At 52.9% G+C, this 24406-nt stretch carries 25 protein-coding genes; 6 read left to right on the top strand and 19 right to left on the bottom strand.

The window, feature by feature from the left end:
- Positions 1-354 precede the first annotated feature (354 nt).
- Genes M7F93_RS11885 through M7F93_RS00210 form a run of 3 tightly spaced genes read left to right on the top strand, consistent with a single transcriptional unit; the run spans position 355 to position 3511 of the window.
- Positions 355-1074, top strand: coding sequence for a polysaccharide deacetylase family protein (locus M7F93_RS11885; protein ID WP_366144650.1), 720 nt, complete (start codon positions 355-357; stop codon positions 1072-1074).
- 47 nt (positions 1075-1121) lie between these two features.
- Complete coding sequence (locus tag M7F93_RS00205) at positions 1122-2444, top strand: NAD(P)/FAD-dependent oxidoreductase (RefSeq protein WP_298167200.1); 1323 nt, start codon at positions 1122-1124, stop codon at positions 2442-2444.
- Between the two features lie 2 nt (positions 2445-2446).
- Positions 2447-3511 (top strand): chorismate transformation FkbO/Hyg5 family protein, encoded by a 1065-nt coding sequence (locus tag M7F93_RS00210; protein ID WP_298167203.1) that lies wholly within the window; start codon positions 2447-2449, stop codon positions 3509-3511.
- A 371-nt stretch (positions 3512-3882) separates the two neighbouring features.
- Here the strand turns inward: M7F93_RS00210 and M7F93_RS00215 are convergent, their stop codons facing one another.
- Complete coding sequence (locus M7F93_RS00215) at positions 3883-4032, bottom strand: hypothetical protein (RefSeq protein ID WP_298167206.1); 150 nt, start codon at positions 4030-4032, stop codon at positions 3883-3885.
- Positions 4033-4665: 633 nt separating this feature from the next.
- Between M7F93_RS00215 and M7F93_RS00220 the strand changes: the two genes are divergently transcribed.
- The gene (locus tag M7F93_RS00220) at positions 4666-5280 is read left to right on the top strand and encodes a lysophospholipid acyltransferase family protein (RefSeq protein WP_298167209.1); all 615 of its coding nucleotides are present in this window, start codon (positions 4666-4668) and stop codon (positions 5278-5280) included.
- The gene (locus M7F93_RS00225) at positions 5280-6044 is read left to right on the top strand and encodes a glycosyltransferase family 2 protein (RefSeq protein WP_298167212.1); all 765 of its coding nucleotides are present in this window, start codon (positions 5280-5282) and stop codon (positions 6042-6044) included. The genes M7F93_RS00220 and M7F93_RS00225 overlap by 1 nt, the downstream gene beginning before the upstream one ends.
- A 27-nt stretch (positions 6045-6071) precedes the next feature.
- On the opposite strand, the gene M7F93_RS00230 is transcribed toward M7F93_RS00225, so the two are convergent.
- From M7F93_RS00230 to M7F93_RS00250, 5 genes are read right to left on the bottom strand one after another with little or no spacing between them, the layout of a single operon-like run.
- The gene (locus tag M7F93_RS00230; RefSeq protein WP_298167215.1) at positions 6072-7370 is read right to left on the bottom strand and encodes a cation:proton antiporter; all 1299 of its coding nucleotides are present in this window, start codon (positions 7368-7370) and stop codon (positions 6072-6074) included.
- Between the two features lie 16 nt (positions 7371-7386).
- Positions 7387-8109 (bottom strand): 3-oxoacyl-ACP reductase FabG, encoded by a 723-nt coding sequence (gene fabG / locus M7F93_RS00235; RefSeq protein WP_014030161.1) that lies wholly within the window; start codon positions 8107-8109, stop codon positions 7387-7389.
- Positions 8102-8560, bottom strand: a complete 459-nt coding sequence (locus M7F93_RS00240) for a hotdog family protein (RefSeq protein ID WP_298167224.1) — start codon at positions 8558-8560, stop codon at positions 8102-8104. Before M7F93_RS00240 ends, fabG begins: the two co-directional genes overlap by 8 nt.
- Positions 8551-9360 (bottom strand): beta-ketoacyl synthase chain length factor, encoded by an 810-nt coding sequence (locus tag M7F93_RS00245; RefSeq protein ID WP_298167227.1) that lies wholly within the window; start codon positions 9358-9360, stop codon positions 8551-8553. Before M7F93_RS00245 ends, M7F93_RS00240 begins: the two co-directional genes overlap by 10 nt.
- A gap of 17 nt (positions 9361-9377) precedes the next feature.
- Positions 9378-10571, bottom strand: a complete 1194-nt coding sequence (locus M7F93_RS00250; protein ID WP_298167230.1) for a beta-ketoacyl-[acyl-carrier-protein] synthase family protein — start codon at positions 10569-10571, stop codon at positions 9378-9380.
- Positions 10572-10883: 312 nt separating this feature from the next.
- On the opposite strand from M7F93_RS00250, the gene M7F93_RS00255 reads away from it, so the two are divergent.
- Positions 10884-11147 carry a phosphopantetheine-binding protein gene (locus tag M7F93_RS00255; protein ID WP_298167233.1) on the top strand — a complete coding sequence of 88 codons (264 nt, stop codon included), beginning with the start codon at positions 10884-10886 and terminating at the stop codon, positions 11145-11147.
- Between the two features lie 33 nt (positions 11148-11180).
- On the opposite strand, the gene M7F93_RS00260 is transcribed toward M7F93_RS00255, so the two are convergent.
- From M7F93_RS00260 to M7F93_RS00320, 13 genes are all read right to left on the bottom strand, one after another.
- Positions 11181-13547, bottom strand: coding sequence for an MMPL family transporter (locus tag M7F93_RS00260; protein WP_298167236.1), 2367 nt, complete (start codon positions 13545-13547; stop codon positions 11181-11183).
- Positions 13544-14224, bottom strand: coding sequence for a LolA family protein (locus M7F93_RS00265; protein ID WP_298167240.1), 681 nt, complete (start codon positions 14222-14224; stop codon positions 13544-13546). Before M7F93_RS00265 ends, M7F93_RS00260 begins: the two co-directional genes overlap by 4 nt.
- The gene (locus tag M7F93_RS00270) at positions 14221-15180 is read right to left on the bottom strand and encodes an LpxL/LpxP family acyltransferase (protein ID WP_298167243.1); all 960 of its coding nucleotides are present in this window, start codon (positions 15178-15180) and stop codon (positions 14221-14223) included. The genes M7F93_RS00265 and M7F93_RS00270 overlap by 4 nt, the downstream gene beginning before the upstream one ends.
- Before the next feature lie 2 nt (positions 15181-15182).
- Positions 15183-15419 (bottom strand): hypothetical protein, encoded by a 237-nt coding sequence (locus M7F93_RS00275; RefSeq protein WP_366144648.1) that lies wholly within the window; start codon positions 15417-15419, stop codon positions 15183-15185.
- Between the two features lie 64 nt (positions 15420-15483).
- On the bottom strand, positions 15484-16845 hold the full coding sequence (locus M7F93_RS00280) for an AMP-binding protein (RefSeq protein ID WP_298167248.1): 1362 nt from the start codon (positions 16843-16845) through the stop codon (positions 15484-15486).
- A 47-nt stretch (positions 16846-16892) separates the two neighbouring features.
- Positions 16893-17654, bottom strand: a complete 762-nt coding sequence (locus tag M7F93_RS00285) for a COG4648 family protein (protein ID WP_298167251.1) — start codon at positions 17652-17654, stop codon at positions 16893-16895.
- A gap of 59 nt (positions 17655-17713) precedes the next feature.
- Positions 17714-18034, bottom strand: a complete 321-nt coding sequence (locus tag M7F93_RS00290; protein WP_298167254.1) for a hypothetical protein — start codon at positions 18032-18034, stop codon at positions 17714-17716.
- Positions 18035-18123: 89 nt separating this feature from the next.
- Positions 18124-19134, bottom strand: coding sequence for a class 1 fructose-bisphosphatase (locus tag M7F93_RS00295; RefSeq protein ID WP_298167257.1), 1011 nt, complete (start codon positions 19132-19134; stop codon positions 18124-18126).
- Positions 19135-19167: 33 nt separating this feature from the next.
- Positions 19168-19920 (bottom strand): cell division protein ZapD, encoded by a 753-nt coding sequence (locus tag M7F93_RS00300; protein ID WP_298167260.1) that lies wholly within the window; start codon positions 19918-19920, stop codon positions 19168-19170.
- Between the two features lie 132 nt (positions 19921-20052).
- Positions 20053-20655 (bottom strand): dephospho-CoA kinase, encoded by a 603-nt coding sequence (coaE, locus tag M7F93_RS00305; RefSeq protein WP_298167263.1) that lies wholly within the window; start codon positions 20653-20655, stop codon positions 20053-20055.
- Complete coding sequence (locus M7F93_RS00310; RefSeq protein ID WP_298167266.1) at positions 20656-21456, bottom strand: prepilin peptidase; 801 nt, start codon at positions 21454-21456, stop codon at positions 20656-20658. It lies immediately after the preceding gene.
- A complete protein-coding gene (locus M7F93_RS00315; RefSeq protein WP_298167269.1) occupies positions 21453-22808 on the bottom strand; it encodes a sigma-54-dependent transcriptional regulator in 1356 nt (451 codons plus the stop codon). The genes M7F93_RS00310 and M7F93_RS00315 overlap by 4 nt, the downstream gene beginning before the upstream one ends.
- Positions 22808-24406, bottom strand: a complete 1599-nt coding sequence (locus M7F93_RS00320) for a two-component system sensor histidine kinase NtrB (protein ID WP_298167272.1) — start codon at positions 24404-24406, stop codon at positions 22808-22810. The genes M7F93_RS00315 and M7F93_RS00320 overlap by 1 nt, the downstream gene beginning before the upstream one ends.

The raw sequence follows: 24406 nt of genomic DNA on the forward strand, positions 1-24406 counted from the left end.
TAGGCCCCGCTGGTGCCGCAGTCCTGCCCGTCTGCACCACCACCCAGCAAGAGGTCAGAGAGGGCGCTGGAGCAGAACTTTCTAGCAGCAGGCCATGGCAGAGGGGGTCTCAGCGGCCCAGCAGCGGGTGTGCTGCCGGCAGACGCGACGGCTTGGGCAGACCTGGCGAGGATCGGCTACCGGAGCGCTCGTTGATGCCGCCTTGGCTCGGTGAGTGACTCTTTGCTGAAAGAGAGATAATCTACATCGTCACAATAACTCACAGAGTCTGCAAAGAGAATATATCAAGACATGCTAGAAACGATAACACTATGTATTTTGGCAAGTATAATATCCAGCCAAATCGTGCTTACCATGCTAATCCTTTGCCCTCGCTGCAAATTGATCAGCCCAAACTTAGTCCGCCTGCCCCAAGCCGCTATCGCACGTCGCGAAATTGCTCTCACCTTCGACGACGGGCCACATGCAGAAATAACCCCGCAAATACTAGATCACCTAGATCTACATAACGCCAAAGCCACCTTTTTTTGCATTGGTGAGAAAGTTGCTGCGCACCCGAATTTAGTCGCCGAAATAATGCGTCGAGGCCATAGCGTAGAAAATCACAGTTATCGCCACAATACGCTTTTCGCCTTCAGCAGCCCAAGTTTATTAGCGAACGACATTGTTAAAACGCAAAAAGCCATCGAAGCTGCGACACATGGAACAGCACCACGTTTCTTCCGCGCGCCTTTTGGCTTTCGCAGTCCATTCTTGGGCAGGGTATTACGGCGACTGGGCCTGCAACACGTCGCGTGGACTCGACGTGGTTACGACACGACATCTCGAAATCCAGACACCGTGCTCCGCCGCCTCAGCCGCAATCTGGCCGCCGGAGACATATTGTTATTGCATGACGGCAAACCAGGGCTAGTTGTGTTACCCAGACTACTAGAACTGTGTAGCCATAAAGAACTACGTAGCGTGTCTTTATCCATGATATTTAAGGATGTCGAAACGCCCCCACAAATATGCAACCGTACCATGACAAGTGCTGGCGGTGATCACACACCATCGACGAATGCGCCGAGCTAACTAGTTCAGTGTAGCTTTTATAGAAAGCGCCACTGGAGGAACGACAGATGACCAAAGAACAACAGACATCAAACGCACATCCTGTGACACACGAATGTGACGTTCTGGTTATAGGTGGCGGACCGGCAGGCTCGACGATCGGTGCGCTACTCGCAAAGCGCGGCTACCAAATCACCATACTAGAAAAAGCACATCATCCAAGATTTCATATAGGTGAATCCCTGCTCCCCGCCAATTTACCGCTGCTGCAGAAATTGGGTGTTGCCCAAGAGGTAGACCAGATTGGGATGAAAAAATGGGGTGCAGAATTCAACTCGCCCTACCATACAAAGAAAAGAGAAACCTTCTTATTTGCCGATGCATGGGACAAGTCCATGCCCATGGCCTATCAGGTCAGACGCGCAGACTTCGATGATATTCTGTTTCGCAATGCGCGCAAAAAAGGCGCGACGACGATTGAGGGATGCCGGGTCCAGTCGGTTGAATTTTTGCCGCACGGAAAAGGTGCCATAGTTCATGCCCTCCGCGAAGATGGATCGACAGAAATATGGAAAGCACGGTTCCTGGTTGATGCATCCGGTAGAGATACATTTCTCGGAACACGCTTCAAGACCAAACAGAACAACCCAAAACATAACAGCTCTGCCCTTTATGCGCATTTCCGTGGGGCACATCGCCTCCCCGGCAGTGAAGAGGGACATATTTCGCTATTCTGGTTTGAACATGGGTGGTTTTGGTTCATCCCGTTAGCCGACGGAACTACCAGCGTGGGAGCGGTGGTATGGCCCTCTTATCTCAAAACACGAAAGAAACCCGTGGAAGATTTCTTTGCGGATACCATTGCCATGTCTCCCGATCTAGCGATGCGATTAGCAGACGCGCAGCGCGTGACCGATGTCGAAGCTACTGGCAACTACGCCTATATCTGCGAGCAGACCCATGGGGAAAGTTTCCTCATGTTGGGGGATGCATTCGCATTTTACGATCCCGTCTTTTCGTCGGGCGTCATGCTCGCCATGCAAAGCGCCTTTATCGGTGCCGATACGATTGATACTTGCCTGCGACAACCGCGACGTGCCGCCGCCGCGCTGCGTCACTTTGACCGGAAAGTTCGGCACGGAGGCAAGGTATTCTCCTGGTACATTTATCGCATGTCACAGCCCACCCTGCGCGATATGTTTATGTTTCCGGGCAATCAGGCACGAACCAAAGAGGCCGTACTATCCGTTCTCGCAGGAGATATTTTCAATAAAACACCGATTTGGAATTCCCTACGGATCTTCAAAATGGTCTATTACCTGACGTCGCTGCGGCACCTCGGAGCGTCTTGGGCCGCATACAAAAAACGAAAGGAAAACATCAGGATTTAACCATGCGCTTAGATGACGTCATGACAACAGGCACTGGCACGCCGCTTACGCTTACTTATGCTCCGGCAGCAGTGGCATTAAACAATGACGCGTTGCGCACAGAAAACATTCTCGGTATCGTGCTGTTCGATAGTCCACTCGGCGCGGGGATCGGTGCTGACCAAAATAGTGGCATTCTAAAAACCCCCCTGAGCATTTACGGATCTGATGTCTGTGAAATCTGGAGTACCACACAGAGCGTAATTCCTGGACACTATTTGGATATACGCTATCGGCGCAGCGCAACCCTAACTTTGGGCAGTATCACCCTGGCTATAACATCACCACCTGACGATGGCGACAACTTCAGTCCCCCGCCCATTCAGTCATGCGCTCAAGAAGCCTATCAGCAAATATTCACTCTCCTCCAAGAGAGTGGACATCTTCACCTACTCCGCGTCTGGAATTTTTTACCCGATATCAACGGTGCCACGCACGGCTTGGAACACTATCGCCAGTTCAATATTGGGCGCGCAAGTTCGTTTATTACCCACAACCGACTTAGCGAAGAAAGTAGCATTCCCGCCGCGAGTGCTGTAGGGACATCCTCCGCAAATTTAGTCGTACACTTTCTCGCCGGACAGCACAAATCTGTAGCTCTGGAAAATCCCCGACAGATTAGCGCCTATTGCTATCCCAAAAAATATGGGCCATGCAGCCCTACCTTCTCGCGCGGCGGATGGCTCAAGCTAGATCAGCAACATGCCTTATTTATTTCCGGAACCGCCAGCATTGTTGGCCACGACACCTTGCACATCGGTGATGTCGCCGCACAAACCCAGGAAAGCATACGGAACATTTCTGCGGTTATCGATGAAGCGAATCGCGTCGCCGGGCATCATTTATATAACTTGAACATGTTGAGCTATCGCGTCTATTTTCGCAATACTGCAGACTTAACCGTTATCCAAACAGAGCTGAATCGGCTTATCGAACCCCTTACGGAAACGCTCTATATTCAGGCCGATATCTGTAGATCTGAACTCCTCGTGGAGATTGAGGGCACTGGCGGAGTCGTACACTTATAAAATTAAGAAATACCCCATATCTATTTGCATAATATCATGACAACATTCTCATATGTTCATAAACAGCCGGGTTAAAATTAGTAATAGTCCTTTTTCTGAAAACGACTGCTTGCAAAGCAAACTATTTATTCCGGTGATTTACTTTTTGACATGTTTCTGGTATACAAGCCTTTCGTGATTTTGATCCTGAAAAAAAGAGACTGAACTTAAATCGTACTGGCTAATTTAAACCATATTCGATAGATTTAGGTTCAGCACCATTCGACCCATCACACCGAGAAAATACCAATGAAATCAAATAAAAACATCGCCAGACTATTATCTGTCACCTGCCTTGCCTCAGGACTGATCGGCTGCGCAACCCAAGAACATCAGCCTGTATCGACTACTGCGGCATCCCAGGTCAGTGCCGTAGTGGTAGCCCCTACGGCAAGTACTGCCTCGGCACTGGACAGAGCTGCCGAAAAAACCAACGTCCTCCCCACCCCAGGATCGCCATTCTCCAAATTGAAGATAGGCATGTCCCGACGCCAGGTTGAGCAACTGATCGGCTTTCCGGATCACACATCGAGCCACATTACCGGCAAGCAATTTATTCCATTTTACTTCGGCGGAGACACTCGCCGTACAGAAGCGTCTTATAAGGGCCAGGGTATCCTTACTTATGACAACAACTCTCGATTTGGATCAACGGATACTTTGCTTATAATAACGGTGGACACAAATACCCCGTAAAAAAGACAATGTCTCGTTGTAAATCATACCGACCGGAAATCAGCAGCTCCAGCACCAATCGCGAAGCTGTTGACACAAATTTTAACTCGTGATAAAAACCAAGAAAATTCAGTTAAGTTATTTAAGATCATTATTTCTGCTTAAGGTAGCGTCGATGTTGGACGGCATACAGACTAAGGGTCGGATATCCATGCAGATACATACTAATCGGGTGCGGGTGCAGGCCAGCCCATCGCGATCAATATCTCTATCCTATGGGCATTATTGATAAAATACGTTCTGCCCGAGAATACGTAGTATTCTACGTTGGTCTCGCGCTCTTGGCGAGCATTAGTCTTTTATGGTCTATTTTTGCGCTACCCATGAACATTATACTTCCCACAAAGTGGCGGAAGTTAACGGGGCGATGGGTTATTTCCATGGGGTTTAGGCTGTATCTACGGGCATTATCCGCTCTCGGTGCGTGCCATTTTGATATTAGCGCACTCGATACACTCAGCGATGAATCACCGATGGTCATCGCACCGAATCATCCCTCCCTGCTCGACGCGGTTATGATCCTTTCGCGCATGCCGCGCCTAGCATGCATCATGAAGGCGGAGTTGGTAGATAATCCATTTTTTGGCGCCGGCGCGCGCCTGGCCTGTTACATTCGTAATGACGCCATACGCCACATGCTTCACCTTGCCGTGGAGGAACTGCGCAGTGGCAGTCATTTGCTTCTTTTCCCGGAAGGCACTCGCAGTCATCCTCTTCCCATCGGAACCATACGGGGCAGCATTGCGCTGATTGCCAAGCAGGCCCATGTCCCCATTCAGACCATATTAATCACCGCAGACTCTCCCTTTCTCGGGAAGGGATGGCCCTTCTTTCGCAAGCCAGCCATGCCTATTCACTACCGTATAGAGATAGGCCGCCGCTTCGATCCGCCAACGGACGTACGCCGCACCATAGCGGAACTGGAAGCCTATTTTCACTCGGCTCTGCCCGGCGAACCCTGTGCACCAGGCGTCGCGGCAGCAGACGAGTGTTAATGAAACAATCCTCCAACACCCACTTAGTGCTTATTCCGAGCTACAACCCCGGGCCTAAAGTATATGAGACCGTGACTGCGGCACGTCAGCATTGGAGCCCTGTCTGGGTCGTCGTGGACGGGAGCACCGACGGCACGGCAATAGGCCTCCAGGAATTAGCGCGCCGGGATAGTGGATTGCGCATTCTTCTCCTCTCCCACAACCGTGGCAAAGGAGAAGCTGTACGATGTGGCTTGGAGCAAGCCCAGGCACAGGGCTATACCCATGTGTTGACGATGGACTCTGACGGTCAGCATCCCGCCGGGGCGGTTCCCGCATTTATGCAAGCATCTGCCGACAACCCTGACGCCATGATCCTCGGCGTACCGGTTTTTGATGCCAGTGCCCCCGCTCTTCGGGTAAAAGGTCGCAAGATATCGAACTGGTGGGCCAACCTGGAAACATTAGGCGGGGGTATCAGTGACTCCCTCTTTGGCTTTCGCGTTTATCCCCTCGTCCCCCTGCAGCGCCTCATGCACAAACAGCGCTGGATGCGGCGTTTCGATTTCGATCCAGAAGCCGCTGTACGAATGTCCTGGATGGGAATTCGCATTATCAACTTACCGGCGCCCGTGCGTTATTTTGAGACCAGCGATGGCGGGGTTTCTCATTTTCATTACCTGCGTGATAATGTTCTGTTGACCTGGATGCATACCCGTTTATTTCTTGGTTTTATAATACGCCTGCCGATGTTATTGGCGCGCCGGATACGGCAGCAGCATTAGCTGTCATATGCCCCGCTGTTCAGTATTTTAAGTAGCAACGGCCTCCCCATGTTGCCCATGCACATGGGGTAACCAGCGCCGCAGCAACGGCGTTGTGACGACGGTGCTCACAATAGCCATAATGACCAGCATAGTAAAAACATTTTCTGAAATGGCCCCCATATCATAACCCACATTAATGACAATAAGCTCCATGAGTGCTCTGGTGTTCATCATGACCCCAATGATTTTCCCCTGATGATGATTCAATCCTGAAATCCGTGCGGCGACATACACGCCAGCAAACTTAGAGATCGTCGCCAATATCAATATTAAACCACACCAAATCCACAAGCCCAGGCCATCGAGCGCGGCAATATTAGTTCGCAAGCCGGTATAAGTAAAAAATATTGGCAGAAAAAAAACCAAAACGAAAGGGGCAACACGCTCTTGCCATAGCCTGGAAAAAGCGACTTCGTCATACAATATGACGCCCATAATAAATCCACCAAATATCGTAAATATTCCTAACGCTGAGGTGATCATACCCGAGATTAATATGCCCACTAAGACAATCCCCAGAAAAGTCGCAGATATCTCATGCTCGGCATGAAAGTGGCGGATCGCCCATTTCATGAGTGGCCGAACGAAATAAAACCACGCCAGGACAAAAAGTAAAACGAAAAATACCTTGGCCAAAAATAAGGGAAATTGAAATTGCGCAAGCGCCAAGGCCGTTACCAGTGCGAGTAACAACCAGCCCACCACGTCATTTATCGCTGCAGCACTGATTGCGATCACCCCAAGCCGAGATTTTGTTATGCCCAGCTCCATCATAATGCGACCGAGAACAGGAACAGCCGTAATGGAAAAAGCGGTAGCCACAAAGAGCGCCGAAACCCAGCGGTTTGCCTCCGGAGAAAGCAGAGGGGCGCTCATGAAGCCCACGCCAAAACCCGTAGCAAATGGTAACAAGAGGCTAGCCATCGCTATCCATAACACTACACGGCGATTGGCTTTTTCCTTAAGATGCGAAAAATCAAATTCCAGGCCGACCTGAAACATCAGCAAGATAAGGCCTAACTGGGAAAGGACATCTAACGGCCCTGACGGAATAGAATGGAAAACCCAATGAAAAGGAACGGGCATTATCCAGCCGAATAATGAAGGACCCAGCAGAATTCCCGCAATAATTTCTCCAACAACAGTGGCCTGGGCTATTCTAGCAGCAAAGCTTCCCGCAAGGCGCGCGGCCAGAATAATAATGCAAAGTTGTGCCAAGGTAAAAAATACCAGACGTTCGGATTGCTGGGTTGCCAAATCCGCAACATGCTTACCAATGGTCATAAAATTGTTTCTATGTTCATACCATGGCACCATTGACCGATATAATCTGCCCACTGATGTAAGCCGCTTTTTCTGAGGCCAGGAAACCCACGAGATCAGCGACCTCGGCCGGTTGTCCCGCCCGCCCCATGGGCACCATCTGGGTGATTCGCGCAGCATCAAAAGCCTGCGCACTCATTTCCGTGGCGATAATACCGGGCGCTACGGCATTGACGGTAATACCCCGGCTGGCCACTTCCAACGCTAGCGATTTAGTCGCCGCATGTAACGCACCTTTCGCTGCTGCGTAATTTACTTGTCCGCGGTTCCCCATAAGCGCTGCCACGGAGGTAATATTGATGATCCGTCCCCAGCGGGTGCGGATCATGGGCATCAAGACGGCCTGCGTAACATGGAAAAAGCCGTTCAACGAAACATCTATGACCTCCTGCCACTGCTGCGGACTGAGCCCTGGAAAAGCCGCATCATCGTGGATTCCGGCATTATTGATCAACACCTGTATCGGCCCCGATGCAATCAATTCCTGTACGGACTGGGTGGTCGTCTCGCGGTCGGTAATATCGAAGGCTGACACCACTGCGCGACCGCCAGCGTCTCTGATGGACGCCGCCAAAGCGGTAGCTTTTATCAGGTTGCGATGGGTATGAATAATGACGTCAAAGCCATCTGCGGCCAGCCTTTGGCAGATAGCGGCACCAATGCTACCGCTCCCGCCCGTCACCAAGGCACGTTTACACATCTGGGGCTTCCTGTTTAGCCGCCACGAAAATAATGATCCGACCCTTAACGAGTATATGTCGGTCAGCAGAGATAGCGAAGTTGTAAAGCAAACTACTGTGGGCAGCGAGTCTTGTTGCACTGACCGCCAAATCGCCCTCGATATCGTCGAGGCGCGTTATTTCCAGACATAATTCTCGGACACTCGCGAGGTAACCCGCACCGGTCCTTTGAGGTTTACCTCCCTCTTCTCCCCGTACTAATGCATCATGTACAGCCATGGCCTGTGCCGCATACTCGACAGCGCAGATCGCACCCAACCGTCCAGCCACCCGCAATGGGTTGCTTGCGCTTCGATGGCTGCTCGCGACACAGAGAATCTGTTCGTCATCCCAACGCTCTACGCAATCCAGCAAGAGCATATTGCCTTTATGTGGAAGGTGATCGGAGATCCACTGACGACCTATCGACACGGCGCCACTTCCAGCACCAGATATTGAGAAGGCAAATACACCAATACGATATTTCCGGTATCCTGCCGCGCGATGGATTGCAGCAGCGGCAAACAACCTGCGGCGGGGATAGCTCTGGAGAGATCGTCAAGCAGCAGGTCGGACATCGCTTGCCCCGGCAACTCGGCAAAGGGCAGGTCGCCAGCAATCCGAATCTGCGCCAGAGATTTGCCAGGATGCGGCGTTACCGTCAATAACAATGCAACCGCAAAAATATCAGGTACCGGGCGAACGGCGGATAGCGGAAAAGGATAATCCTGGTCACTGGCCACCAGCAACACAGGAGTACGGAGCGACACCAGCAGCGATACGGCTTCTAACAGGCCAGCCGCAAAACTTCCATCATAGGCGCTCACCACCGACGATGGTGCCATCGCGCCCGTGGCAATACCCCAGTAACCAGAAATCGCGTTATGCACGGAATTGTGAAACTGGGTGGGTGATATCAGATGGTCGTCGGCGGCCAGCGCCGAACAAATAGCGTTGCAGATATCCCCATCGCCACCCGAAGAGGCAAACACCGATGCCGGCTCCGCAGGCAAGACACCCGCCATGGTACAGGCCGCATATCCCACCTGCAGTGCGGCCATAACCCCTCTGCTGGCCCGGCGTCGTTCTGCCGGGGGCAAGGATTCCGGCGGCGATAATATGGTCTTTCCGGGTAGATAAGCATGTTCACCCTTCAGTAGACATACGGCCTCTTGCCAGCTTTCCATGCCCGGCCCCAACACACCAATACCTTCCACATACACAGGATGCATAGCAATACCCCGGTTCGTTAAATGGGACGGCCAAAAATCAGGCTGCAGTTACTGCCGCCAAAACCGAATGAATTACTTAACACCGTGGAGATCGCACCCCCCTGATTTTGGGAAATGTAATTAATTTCCAGCGACTGATCCCGCGGTCCGGTATATGGACTCGACGGCATAAAGTCATTTTGAATGGCCAATACGCATATGGCGGCTTCCAGGGCACCGGCGGCACCCAACGTATGGCCCGTAGCCCCCTTCGTAGAGCTACATGGTGTTGCTGTACCGAAGACATTCGCTATAGCAATTGCTTCTGCCGCATCATTCGCCACGGTGCCAGTACCGTGCAGATTAATATAATCAATATGCTCAGGACCCAATCCTGCAGAGACCAGTGCGCGCTCCATAGCCAGGCGCGCGCCCAAGCCCTGCGGATGTGGCGAGGACATATGATAGGCATCACTGGATTCGCCGACACCCAATAACCAGACGGCTTCGCGGCCCTGAGGACCGGCCATCCTCTCCACGAGCATATACGCAGCCGCCTCCCCAATAGAAATGCCCGCACGATCACCACTAAATGGTCGACAAGGTTCTTTAGCCAAAAGACCCAGAGACTCAAAACCATAGAGTGTCGTCGCGCATAAAGAATCCACACCGCCCACCACCGCCGCATCAATCAGACCATAATCCACCATCCGCTGGGCGGAGGCGAAGACCTTCGCACTGGAAGAACATGCCGACGAAACGGCCACAGCAGGGCCTTCAAGACCAAGCTTACGCCGGACAAACTCCGTAAGGGAATAAGGGCTATGCGTGCCCGCATATACGAATTCTGCCGGTAGCTGGCCACTCACTGCGTCACGATGTCGAAACGCCCACTCGGTACGTAACATACCGGCAGTGCTCGTTCCCAAGAAAACACCTACGCGCCGCCGCCCCCAACGACTGACGGCCGCCTCAACCGCATCGGCAAAACCATCTTGAGAAAGTGCAAGTTGGGCCAGGCGGTTATTACGACAATTGAAGTCTCGCAGATCGGCGTCAATTTTTTCATCATCAACGCCAGCCACCTCACCAACCCAGGTATCGACGACCATATCGCGGAATGCACAAGGCGCAAGCCCACTCCGCCGCCCATGCAATGCGGCCAGGGTTTGCTCCAGACCACGGCCAATACAACTTGTAGCGGTCATGCCAGAAATCATCAAAATGGACATATATATTAAAAATCAATGCTGTATTGAAAGCGCATTGTGATGGCGAAGTGACCAAAAGTCAACCGGTTCCCGCTGATCTCGGCCCTTCCCGAGGCTATCTCCGCTGGCCAAACCCGCCACAGAGGATGGTGGACGGCACCTTATTCTGGGTTACAATCCCGAGGCCATGCTTGACGAGGGGGGGAGCATCGTCAGAAATGAGCAGAACGGTGTACTCCTGGTCAACGCGTGCAGAGAGCAGCAAGGCACGCACACGATCGGCACGCCAGCGGAGTCTGACGTATAACGACAGTCAAAATGGAGATATAAAGAATGCCCCTTACCCCGGAAGAAGTAGACTTGAGCCGTTTAATTATAAAATCCTTGAACCTGCCAATGGACCCTTTGCAGGTAGATCCTGAGGCCCCACTTTATGGCGGCCCACTGGGCCTGGATTCTATCGACCTCCTGGAGCTTTCCATGGTCATCACCAAGAAATACGGGGTAATGTTATCTAGCGAAGGAGCCAATAAAACAGAGATATTCAGTTGCTTAAGAACCCTCTGTCATTACGTACAAAATCATCAGGCGGACTAAGCACAAGGCTTGCCCTGCACCAAACCACCGCGCTTACAACGTCTGTTCTATTATTACTGTCCTTCGCTCAGCCAAGCTGGCAGAAAACAAAAGCGCCAATACCACGCCTGGTGCAACAGTGGCGCCGATCGCCTGAAGGACCGGGACGCCGGAGAACGCCAGAGGCGCAAAACCGATAAGCGTAGCCAGATTGGCAACAACCAGAGATACCAAAGTACGCGATGAGCCTTCGCCGTTCATCTGTCCACTACGATCAAAGAATAGTGCGTAGTTAGACCCCACCGCAACTATCAACATCAGTCCGATGAGGTTCAAAATATTCAACTCGATGCCCATCACCACGAATCCGGCTGCCACCGAAAGTACCGCAGCAATTAATGGTAACATGATTCGAACAACGCGAATCACGGATCGAAAGACTACCAATAATAAAATAATAATACCTAAAACACCGGTCAGAGAAAGCTTGAGGGCATTTCTGATATACCCGGAATAAAGCGTATTTGTGGCTCCGGAAATATCGACAAACATAACATCATCAACATGGTGCTGCCTCATGACGGCCTGCACGGCCTCAGGGTTGATCTTACCGGATGATGGCGCCATAACCGGTAACAATACACTCCACTCCTGGCCCTGATGGACAAGCATACTGTCTACAATTTGCCGGATACCTGTTGGCAGCTCAGCATAAGTCAGTGGCGGCAGCCTCCGCTCCCGCTCTACCGCTTGGACAAACGGGGAGAGCCGTGATGCTGACACTGGCAATCCGCGCAGCGCTTCTGCCAAACGCGCGGTCAGAATTTTTTTCGGAGGCAAGGCAGATATACGCTCCACTTGCGATTCCACACCGGGCAAAAAACGAGTAGGGGTTTGAAAACCTCCGATAATGCCAGAGACTTGGAGTTGTTCTAACAGCGGGTCTATTTTACTGGCTTTTTCCAGCGCCCGATTACGGGTTGGTCCGGAAACCACTAGCAGATATCCTGCATCAGGTATTCCCATATCCTTACGCAACTTCGCATAGAGTAACTGATCGGCTTTAGGAACCGGACTAAGTGCCGACAGCTCGTGACTCCAGATATGATCACGATGGACAACCAAAATGCCACTCGCAATAACTGTCAATGAAATAACAACCCATCTTGCGGACGACAGCATACGCATAATGTCGACAAGAATACCACCCATCCGCTCGAAATCGCGCCGTTTAAAATGATGCAAGGGCAAGCTCGGCAATACAAAACGGGTAACACCCGCGGCGGTGAGTAGGCCGGCAATAGCATAGAGGCCGAGCTGTGCGAGCCCTGGCAGGTTAGAAAACAGCAGACTGGCAAAACCGGCCACTGAAGTGAACACGCCCAGCCTGATGATGGGCCAATATTTTTTGCTCCATAATTCCGCGCCGGCAGCCATTTCCCCGGCCTGCACGAAGAAATAGATTGAATAATCTACCGCCTCCCCGATCAGCGCTGTGCCGAATCCCAAAGTGATATCATAAACCACCCCAAAACCTAAAGACACCGCAGCGATACCAACGATAACACCAGACATCACGGGTACAAGGCTGAATGCCAGCACCGCCAGCGACCGGTAGACGAACAACAGCAACATAATAATTAATGTGCCACTTATCAGCGACATCAACTCTGCGGCATGGATGATCGTATCGCGCGCCGCCACAGAAATCACACCCACACCAGTCAACTGTAACCTGGTGTTTTGGCCAGAGCTCCCCATGTCCCTTTGCGCCAACCTGAATATCTTTTTTATAGTAGCTATCGCCTGTTGTTGTGCGTCACTATCCGATCCCGGAAATCGCGTCTGCAACACAAGCAATGCGCTATCTCCGGTCGACGATACCCACACACCATCCAGGACTCGCGGCTTCGCCATTCCACGCATCCCCTTGGCCATGCCAATCATGGCTCCAGTAGGGTCACTCGGGAAAAGCGCTAGCATTGCCTCACCGCCTGGAGTAGCCAGGTCATTGAGTGTCTTTTCTATCGCATCATGCAGACCTTTTACCGAAAATAGCTCCGGCTTGGTAGCTGCACTCAACAAATAGCGATGCGCGAACAGATAATTATATATTTTTGAATTAACGCCCGCATTCCCATTACTCACAAATTTAAATTGGCTATTTTTACGGAGATCGAGAGCCATTCGCGCGGAAATACGCGCCCTTGCAGCGGCATCGCCGCCATTTATCGCCACTAAAATCTTGCGTGAGAGCACACCATTACGCAACTGTTCGTTCAACAGCTCTTGCTGTGCGCTAGGTGATTTTGGCAAAAATTCGGATAGCGTCGACTCAAATTTTGTATTGATGATTACGCCAATGGCGCCGATCAGTATCGCCAGCCACACTCCCAGAATCAACCACCGGAATTTTCTCATGGAGTAGACGAATTTCTTATACTAATAAACGACCAATCGTGATTTACTTTTACAATTTCAATACTGCGTACCATGTTCCCGATACCACTAACAGCGATATGCTTGATCTGCTTTGCAAACGCATTTTGCTTCGGCACCAGAATTAACGTCCAGCTATTTTTGTTGCCTTTTAGGGAAAGCATAAAATGCGTCTCCAATAGCTCCGTATTTCCGGTCAACACCCCGCGAATACTATCGACAAAAGCGAGCAGTTCCGGATGATCGTCCAATTGAATAGTATATTTATCCATGGTGAGAACATCGCCTTGCACCAGCATCACCTGATCTCTGGGTTTGACGGTGTGCATTTCCAGCGTATCCGGTGCCACAAAGCGCATATTACCAGATGATTGTATTGGCTTATCCAAAAACCCAATATGTTTTGTCTCTACAAAAGAGGCATGGCTAGACTTCACCTGCGCCAACATATGCATTAACTCTGTTATGTTCCAGTCTGCCGCGGAGGCCGCTTGTGTTAGCATGGAGCCCCCGATGAAAAATGCGAGAACGGCACCAATGGCATATCGTCTGGGCAGATAGAATATTCGTCGAAGCAGTAGTGATCTGAGAAATAAAATGTTAATACCCGGCGCAGTGACCGCGACCGGCGACTCCGGTTGAGCGCGCTCAATACTCATTTTAAATGACCCTCTTTCACTTTAATATTATAATTATTTGCCCAAAAATCATAAAAGTTAAACCAATTATAAGGAGCCATATGGCAGTATTTTTCAACCTCATTGACATATTTTAACATCGCATCCTGAATAGCCTTGTCCCGATCCAGTTTCTCTACAGAAGAAAAATCGGCAATCTGCGTTATAAATATTTCATAGTGCCCTGGACCCGTATAAAGGCCGGCCATAAAATACAAAGGCCGATTGAGCAGCGCCGCAATACGAAAAGTGCCGCTCGGCCATGCGGCGGGCTCTCCGAGAAAAGGGATAACCCGCTTTTTCTCTGACCCGACAGACCGGTCACCGAGGAAACCAACCAACGCACCCATTTCCAATTGCTCCTGAACACGCAGCATCGTGTCCCAGCGGCCTAACGGGATAATATTAGGCCGCTCTCCGGTTTTCATACTCGCCAGCGTGGCATTGAGTTTTTTTGCGTTATCCTCATACATAACCATCACCACTGGCACCCCAGGATACTTCAGGCCGACAGACCGCAATACCTCAAAGCTGCCCAGGTGCGCACCCACCAGCAGGGCACCACGCATATCGGCAATCGCCTGTTCCACGTCTTCGGACAAATGCGACTGGATAGTAAACGATGAATCATCATTACTGAGCAGATACACTCTATCGTGAATCGTCGTAGCAAACGTCAGGAAATGACGATAGATATCTCTGGCATCGGCGCGGCGCCCGAGAACGCGGGTAAGGTAGGCCCGGGAGGCAACCCGCGCAGCGGGCGCAAAAAGCATAAAATAGCCCGCAATCAAATACAACACCACACGACCAACAGTCCTTCCCATCTTTTTCGAAATCCAGATCATCAGGCGCAGCATAAATCGGCTTCCCCGCTCGGGGCTACTAAACCACTCGTTATCCGGCGATTGTTGAACCGTGCTGAACCGGTGAACCATTATTAGAGTCGCTCCAAAACATGCCCAGAGAAGTCGCCGGATGCGACCAGACGAGCGCCCGCATGGACTTCAAAGGTCATGGGCAGAGCATCTGCTACGAGCACGCGAAGATTCAGCAATTCACCAGGTGCCGCCGTGCTGTAGAATTTCGCCGAGCTAATACTGCAATCATTTATCGGCAAATCTCCCGTTGCGGCTATAGCGCAAACAATCTCATCCAGAAGCAAGGCGGCGGGCACAATCGGATTTCCCGGAAAATGGCCAGCGAATACTGGGTGCCCAACCGGAATGGTAAACCTATGGTCATAATATTTCAGACGAACGCTCCTCATTACCCATCAAAGCTTCGACCATTGCTTTTAAGGCTTCTCGTGAGATCTTACCGGTAGTGTTCCTAGGCAGGCTATCCACGATCTTTAGCGGGCGAGGAATAAACGCTGGATCCACACACTGCTTGAGCCGCTCAATTATTATTTCTACATCCATGTCCGGGGCCACCGCAAATGCCACTAAACGTGTCACTCGCCCATCAGCACTTTCATCGGGCATAAAAAACACCCCATCCAGAACTCCGGAGACAGCTGTGAGCTGATGATTTAAATGTGAAATAGAACTACGTTTCCCTGCTATATTTACGAGATCCTCCATCCGCCCATATAACAGAAAATGTTGTTCATCCACTATTTCTACGGCGTCGCCAACCGCCATCGCCTGCTGCAAATGCCCGCCCTGTATCCTAATCCGATCACCCTTCGTCATCCACGACAACCCCGGGAGTAAATGCCATTCCTTCGTTTGGCTCGTGCGCCGCGTTGCCACTACGCCAGTTTCCGTAGAGCCATAAATTTCGAGCAGCTCGCCGCCAAAGCGGGCTTCTGCGCTTACCGCGAGATCCCGAGTTAGTGGTGCCGTGGCCGAAAGCAACAAATCCACACTTGGCAATGGCGTATCAGTAGCGAGCATAGAACGAAGGTGAACAGGAGTACTGATCAAAACGCGCGGTCGCGCTACTGAGGAAATCCCTGCATAGATATCCGCTGGGTAGAAATAGCGCTCCGTGGCGATTATACCAGCACATTGCCACAGCATAAGAATGGTAGATTCAAAGCCATACATATGCTGTGGTGGAACGGTACCTACCACCGTGTAGGTGCGGCCATCGAGCAAGCCCAGGCGCTGAGCCTCCGCCCGCACCGAATGCACGAGATCTCCCCATGTTTTAAGGTGAGGAACGGGTATTCCGGTCGACCCCGATGTAAACACGTAAGCCACCGGGAGCGATTCATCCAGGCGCGGAATAGTGGGTGAGCTATCGACAGGCGCATCTGGCAGAACAATCGGAAACGCCAGGTATGGGAAGCCCATATCATTCCCATCATCGCCAATGCAAAACAGGTCTGGCGCGAAATCGACTATTTTTTTAACACTTTCGGTGGTGTACGTGGAAGGCAGCAGGCTGGTTTTCCCGGCAACCATTGCCGCCGCGAGGCCTACCATGAAATGGTACCGATCCTGACAGGTATTCAGCAAATGCTGTCCAGGCCGGAGTAACTGTCGGATATGGTTCACATCAGCCAGGAATTGTCGCAGAGTGACACCTCGGCCTTGGCGAATGGCCACGGCATCATCCAGTGATTGATGCGTCATCATCGGGAGATAATTCATACCTAGAAAAACCCCCTGTTTAAAAAATAAACATCATAAATTCCAAATCATGAATCCGATTTTATAATAGCAACGGATTGCCTGTCGGCAAAATAAGCCCGGACGCCAGCCCCCATACTGCCCCGCTCACTGATGGGGATTTGGCGACAACGGACAGCGTATTCAATGATAAACATTAATGCAATCAATACGGTGCTAGTCGTACCGGAAATCAATACCCATACATGCTGCCCAAGGATAAAAAATATTAAAAACAATAAAATTGCCAGCGCTGTAAAGAATAGTGTCCATGCCACCGTCACCTGGCGCGTATAGCGCGCCAGTCGTGCATTCAGTGGACCATGCACCATCTCTGCAATCCGCGAGACGAGCGGTATGTGGCCGGAGCGCAAAGTGAGTCCGAAAGCAAATGCTAACAGGGTAAACAACGCACTCCGCTGCACCATACATATCCAGCCAATATAGTGCGCAATAGTCGCACTATTACGCCATATTATTACGCCAGAAATAGCAGCCAGCATAATCCAAAACGCCTTAAAGCGCGCGCATCCAGACACCAGAAATAGGGCAACAATAATGGGTGTAAATGCCGAAAGTACAACTAGTGCATTCGGATTTTTTGCAGAGATATCCACATAGGTGAGCATTTGATAGCCGATCAGGACAGACAGAAAAAGTACACCTTTCCAAAAAGCATGCACGCTGCCAGCGTTACGCCCCGTCGCCATCAACGCTGCACCTTTATCAAGAAGAACTCCCACACCTTTTCTCCTTAAAAAATCGGCCATAAAATGGGGAAGGCGTATCATATTGGCACGTTACAGCGCAGTTGTTTCAGAAAGTGATAATGATCCCGCCTGATTCTTTATCACTTGGGAGGGGGCAGCGAACGATTATTCGCCGTACCGCGCCCCCGCAGGGCGCTCCAAAATTCGATCGCTCCACCCTTTGCCGCATGCCCAACGTCGACTGCAGTTTTCGCAATCCCAACACCAACCTCTTTCCCGACCTGACCGATTCTATGTGCGGTGGAACCAAGCGCGCGCCCGACATGCTGGGCTTCGCGCTTCAAAGGCACACCATTGGCGTACACCGCCACCGGGAACGCGAGGCTGATCACAAGCGTCAATAACGCGATGAACGCCATGTTCGTTTTAGTGGTGTTTTTGAACTGATGACATTTTCTCATAACACCCCCAAGCATTTCCTCAACGTCGCATGCTTGAACCTATAGACAACTGGAGTTGCCCTAATCAAATTGCGCCGACCTCGTGCTCTTCAAAATGAGTCACGATGATATGCGACCACCCGCTCCACTTCATTCTTGGCACCCAGGATAACGGGGACACGCTCATGCAAGCCCTGGGGGTCGATATCCAGGATCCGCGTCGTGCCGGTGCTGGCCGCACCACCTGCCTGTTCTATCAGATAGGACATGGGATTGGCCTCGTAGAGCAGACGTAGCTTGCCAGGCTTTTTCGGATCACGCTGATCAAAGGGATACAGGAAAATGCCGCCACGACACAGAATGCGATGCACGTCCGCAACCATGGAGCCAACCCAGCGCATATTGAAATTGCGCTGACGAGGTCCATCCGTACCCTGATTGAGTTCGTCGATATAACGCTGCACCGGTTTCTGCCAGTGGCGATGGTTGCTCATGTTGATCGCATATTCGCTGGTGTCCTCGGGAATACGCATCTGGCTGTGGGTCAGCATATACTCACCGATGGAAGGATCAAGGGTAAAGCCATTGACCCCGTAGCCGGTGCTATACACCAGCATATTGCTGGAGCCATAAAGGGCATAGCCCGCACAGACCTGCTCAACACCGGGTTGGAGGAAATCGGCGAGTTCCGCGTCACGCCCGGCCACTGGTGCCTTGAGGATGCTGAAAATGGTCCCGACGCTGATGCCGACGTCGGTATTGCTGGAACCATCCAAAGGATCAAAAAGTAACAGATACTTGCCGCGCGGCACATTTTGGGGGATGGCGTAAGGGTCATCCATCTCCTCGGAGGCCATGCCGGCGAGATGACCAGTCCAGTCCATGGACTTGAGAATGGCTTCGTTGGAGATGATATCCAGCTTTTTCTGGACTTCACCCTGCACGTTATCCGTCCCCGCACTACCCAACGCGCCCACCAAAGCACCGCGATACACCTGCGCGCCAATAAATTTGCAGGAAATGGTGAGATCATTGAGCAAACCGGCAAAGTCGCCAGAGGCGCCGGGATAGAGGCGCGTTTCTTCAATAATAAATTGACTGAGGGTGGTGCCGATATGCATGGTACGGTCCTTTACTGGAAGAGGATTAATCATCTAGAGAGCGCTGAGGCCCAGTCTGAATTCTACTGTGGATTCTACCGCGCGCGCTGTTCCCTGGTCCAACCATTGCAGTAACTGAATATGAAAGCGGTGAATCCCCCCACTGATTTTCGGATAATAATCGGCTTGATCTGTCAATTCCAGGCGAATCAGAGAGGGCGGACGGCGAGCATCCAATGGTGCGCCGTAACGCCCCTCCGGTGCTTTCACCATCAACCATGTGCAGGAGTCGCGCAGTAAGGCGAGAATCAGATCAGTGCTATGCTGTAGAATCTCCAAGCTGTTCTGCCAGCTATTCAGAAGTCTGTGGATACGCGCGGGGGTTTGCTGGTTCCAGAACGCCAGCACGGGCAGATCACAGTCCGCGAGGCCCCCGGCTACGCCCAACCGGCCGCGCGCGAGCTGGATGATTTCCTGATGGCGCAACAATTGGCCGAAAGGTTCACGGTGCTCGCGCAGCACTTTGAGCTGTTGGTCTATGCGAAATTGCCAGGCGCGCAAAGGAGCCTCATCAACCTCAGGGCTTTGCGCCCAGACGGCGAGGCTCTGCCCAAGCCGTTCCAGTTCCAGAATGACATCAAGGCGCAACTCCGGGCGGCTGCAAAAATCAAGCAGTTCATTGTAAGGACGCAGGGCATCGCGCAGATTGGTCGTGTTCGCAATTTCTTGCTGCATCTGTGCGAAGATGCTCTCCAAGCGCAGCAAAAGGCGTGCGCGTTCATGGAGTGGGTGTTCATAAACGGCCATGCCGTACCTCATTCAAGAGCCACCGCTGCTACACGAAACCACTGCGCCGCAAAACCAAGGAACGGCGGCGGCGCGCACCATTTCTAGGCAACGCCCCACAGGTTGCCACAGGTGCTTTCCCTAAGCAAATCGTTAGGTTCCCCGCAAATGACGAAGATAGAGAGCAACTTGGGCTTGCAACTCAGCCAGCGAACCTTCATTGGGAATAATCCAGTCGGCGGCGGCATTACGCGCAACACGATCGCATTGCGCCGCCAGCACCGCAGAGATTTGGCCCTCTGTCCAGCCAGGACGAGCACGCAGGCGCTCCATTTGCTGGGATCGTGGACAATCGACGACCAGGACTTGATCCAGCAATGGGCGATAGCCATTTTCGACCAGCAGCGGCACCATCCAGACCAGCAGAGATTGTGGATGCCGTCGACTCAGTGCATCGCTGGCAGTTATAAAGGATGCACGGATAAGTGGATGGAGAAGGGCTTCCAGCCAGACTTTCGCCGCCGGATCACTAAAAATCCGTGCACGCAATGCGGCGCGATCGAGGCCGCCATCTTCGCCTAAAAAAGTCGGGCCAAAATGGGCGATAATGGCTTGCAGGGCTGGGCTGCCCGGTACCACCAGTTCGCGGGCGATGGCATCGGCATCCAGCACCTGGGCGCCCGCCGCCTTGAGGATCTCGGCGACCGTGCTTTTGCCGCAGGCCACCCCTCCCGTCAGGCCAATCCGCAGCGCCATTCAGGAACCCAGCAGATGTAGATAGCCGGAGAGGATGGCTTGTGGCCACAGCAACATGAGCCAGCCCCCCAGCGCCAGGTAAGGACCAAAGGGCATGGCATAGTCCCGGCCCTTACCGCGCAGCAGAAAGCTCAGAGCGACCAGACCACCGCTCAGTGCCGCAATAAACAGGGTTAAGAAGACCGCCTGCCAGCCCAGCCACGCACCAATCATGCCGAGCAATTTGAGATCGCCGCCGCCCATTCCGTGCCGTCCGGTCGCCCGATAATACACTGTGGCCAGCAACCACAGACTGCCGTAGCCAATGAGTACACCGAGTAAAGCATCCAGGGGCGTTACCAGCCCTATCCCCGGCCATAAAAGTGCTGATCCATTCAGCAGTAACCCAATCAACAGCCCCGGCTTGGTAATACGATCAGGCAACAGTTGCGTCTCCAGATCAATCATGGTCAGCGCCAGCAGTATCCAGGTGAATACCAGGGCCGGGATCAGTTGCCAGGTGAGACCCAGTTGCCCGACGACCACCAGACTGAGCAAGCCGGTCAGGAGTTCCAGCACCGGATAACGCCAGGCAATAGGGTTGCCACAACCATGGCAGCGGCCACGCAACAACATCCAGCTCAGGACCGGGATATTTTCCCAAGGCCGCAGCAGATGGCCGCAGTGCGGGCAGTGCGACACGGGATGAATGATGGACTCGTGGCGAGGCACCCGATGCACCACCACATTCAGGAAGCTGCCGATGAGCAGACCGAGCAGCGTGATTAAAGTATAGGCCACACTCATTGCACCCGGCGTCATGTAATTTCTTCCGGAGACAATCTGCGGAGTCGCAGTTCCAGCGACTGCAAACTGACGCCCAGCAGATCTGCGGCGTGATGCCGGTCTCCTCCGGCCTGCCCCAGCATCTGGCGTAGTAATACGGCCTCGGCCGTGTCTAAAGTGGCCAGCGCACCTCTTGCCGATACAGAGATAAGTATGCCGTTTCCTGGTGCCACACCGCCAGAAGAGGTGAGTTCTGCTTCAGGTAGAATATCGTCCTGCTGTAACGCAAGGTGGCGCTCCAGCAAATTTTCCAGTTCGCGAACATTTCCGGGGAAGGCGTAGCTACCCAGCCGCTCCAGAGTCCCCGCGGGCAGTCGCGTCGGCGCACCATGCTGCGCACCCCCGATACGTTGCAGAATCACCTCTGCCAACTGAGGAATATCCTCCGGATGCTCGCGCAAGGGGGGCATTTGGAGCCTCACGACATCCAGACGATACAGGAGATCCCGACGAAAGTTACCGGCAACGACCATTTCTTGCAGATCGCGGTGAGTAGCGGAGATGAAACGCAGATCCAGGGGAATTTCCCGCGATGCACCCAATGGACGAATGGTTCGCTCCTGAATGGCCCGCAGGAGCTTAACCTGCACCATCATTGGTAGCTCACCGATCTCATCCAGAAAAATGGTGCCGCCATTGGCCGCCACGAAAAGCCCTTCGCGGCGCTGCACAGCACCAGAGTAAGCTCCCTTTTCGGCACCAAAGAGCTCACTTTCCACCAGTCCCTCGGGAATGGCACCACAGTTGACAGCCACGAAAGGCTTGTCGTGACGGACCCCCGAGGCGTGGATCGCACGCGCTGCCAACTCCTTACCAGTACCAGACTCACCGGTAATATGTACTGGCGCATTACTTCGCGCAACGCGGCGGATATCATCGCGTAAGCGCCGCATGACCGCAGAATTGCCCACCAGCCTTTGCGTGCCGTCCAAACCCACCGGTGACAGGCGGCTGAGATCAACAGCTTGAGCTATCAGTCGCCGCAGACGCGTAAGTTCGATGGGCTTGGCCATGTAATCAAAGGCCCCTGCCTGCATCGCCTCAACCGCGCCATCGGCGGTGGAGTAGGCCGTAATCACGGCGACCGGCACCTGCGGATGCAACACATGCAGACGACGTACCAGATCAATACCCGAACCATCCGGCAACCGCAGATCGCTCAGACATAAAGAAGGGGCACCTTCGGCGAGGCGGGCGTAGGCCTCCGCGAGGGAGTGGGCACCCGTGACCGCGATTCCCATACCCTGCAGCGTAATGCCCAGTAATTCAACGATATTCGGCTCATCATCCACGATCAGGGCAGGTGGTAATATGGAAAAATCAGCCATCACTCCACCGCCTCCAGGCACCAGCAGGGGAGAAAAATCCGGAACAGCACACCACCCTGTGGATGGTTTCCACAATCAATGCGGCCACCATTGATGCGCAACAACTCGCGCACCATAGACAAGCCCAGCCCGGTACCCCGTGAATTGGTCGTAAAAAATGGCTCAAAAATGCGCTCCATCACCTCCGGCTTTACGCCCGATCCAAAATCTCGCAGCGTCACCATAACGGTTTCCTTGTCCGCACGCACCGTCTCGATTTCCACCCGCATCGTCGCATCTTCCGCTACCCCATACTGCGCACTGTTATGCAGCAGATTCCAGAACACTTGGCGTAGCTGCGCAGGATCGGCATAAATCTGAAGCTGCGGGGAAATTTCGCGGATAACGATCGTCATGGGTGCAAGTAGCGGATCGGCCTGCAACTGAGTGACGAGCGTCGGCAACCAGTCCGACAAACCGATGGATTCGGAATGCGCCGGGCTGGGGCGGGCCATCTCCAGTACCGATTCGATAATGGCGTTGATGCGCACCGTCTCTCGTTCCAGTATCTCAAAAAGGTGCCGCGAGCCGGGGTTTTCCACGCTCTCACCGAGCAGGTTACCCGCGTGGCGAATCACGCTGAGCGGGTTACGAATTTCATGGGCAATATTAGCCGCCAAGCGACCCAGCGCCGCCAGCTGCGCCTCCCGTTCGCGGGCACGCAACGCTGATGCATCGCGGAGAAGCAGTAGACAATAGGGGCTCTGGGGCAAAGCGATTTTACGTACCAGCAGAGTCTGCGCACTGTCCTGCAGGGTCGGATCACGTCCACCCAGGGTGATTATCATCTCGCCGTCACCCGGTGCCGGTTGTCGCAATGCGGTGGCCAGACGCGGCTGCACCATATCGAGGGCGGCAGGTGCGGAAGTCCATAGCCGGTATCCCGAAAGCGTCCGAGCAATGGGGTTGCTGAGAACCACACGGTTTTGCCGATCCAGTACGAAAACGCCCACATCCATATGCTGCACAATTTCCCGGTTCAGGGCGTTGAGATTGACGACCTCTGCATCCCTTTGCAGCGCCAGACGGTTGCCGCGTTCCAGACTGAGGACCAGACTGTCGGCCAGCACCGCCACCGCCACCAGTGCCAGGACATAGATAAAAAGCTGGCCAAGCGGCGGATGCTCGGAGGCCATCCCGCCCAAAAGTGATTCACTCACGAGCAGCGCCAGCAATATCCACACAAAAACAAAAGCGCTTTTACCGCGCAAAAGACTCGCCGTGGACACCAGCAGCAAGAAGGGAAGGATACTAAAGGGACCGCTGACCCCTCCCCCGAAACGCAATAATAGCAGCACCAGCAAGGTATCAGTCGACACCTGAATCCAGGCGTGGTAGCGCGGTTGCACCGGCCGCCGCAACAAAAGTGCCAACAGATAACCGAGACTGACCGTAGCGGCCACCAGGGTCAGGACACGCAACAGCCTCGCGTGCCCCCCCAGATCGATAATGGTCTCACTGGCTGGCAAGTGTAACAGGACGGCAATAACCGCTGCGATGAGCAACCGGTAGGCGGAAATCCCCCAAAGGCGCCGCCAATCACCCACCATCTCCGGCAT

The sequence above is a fragment of the Acidithiobacillus sp. genome, from assembly GCF_027322205.1.
Lineage (GTDB): Bacteria > Pseudomonadota > Gammaproteobacteria > Acidithiobacillales > Acidithiobacillaceae > Acidithiobacillus.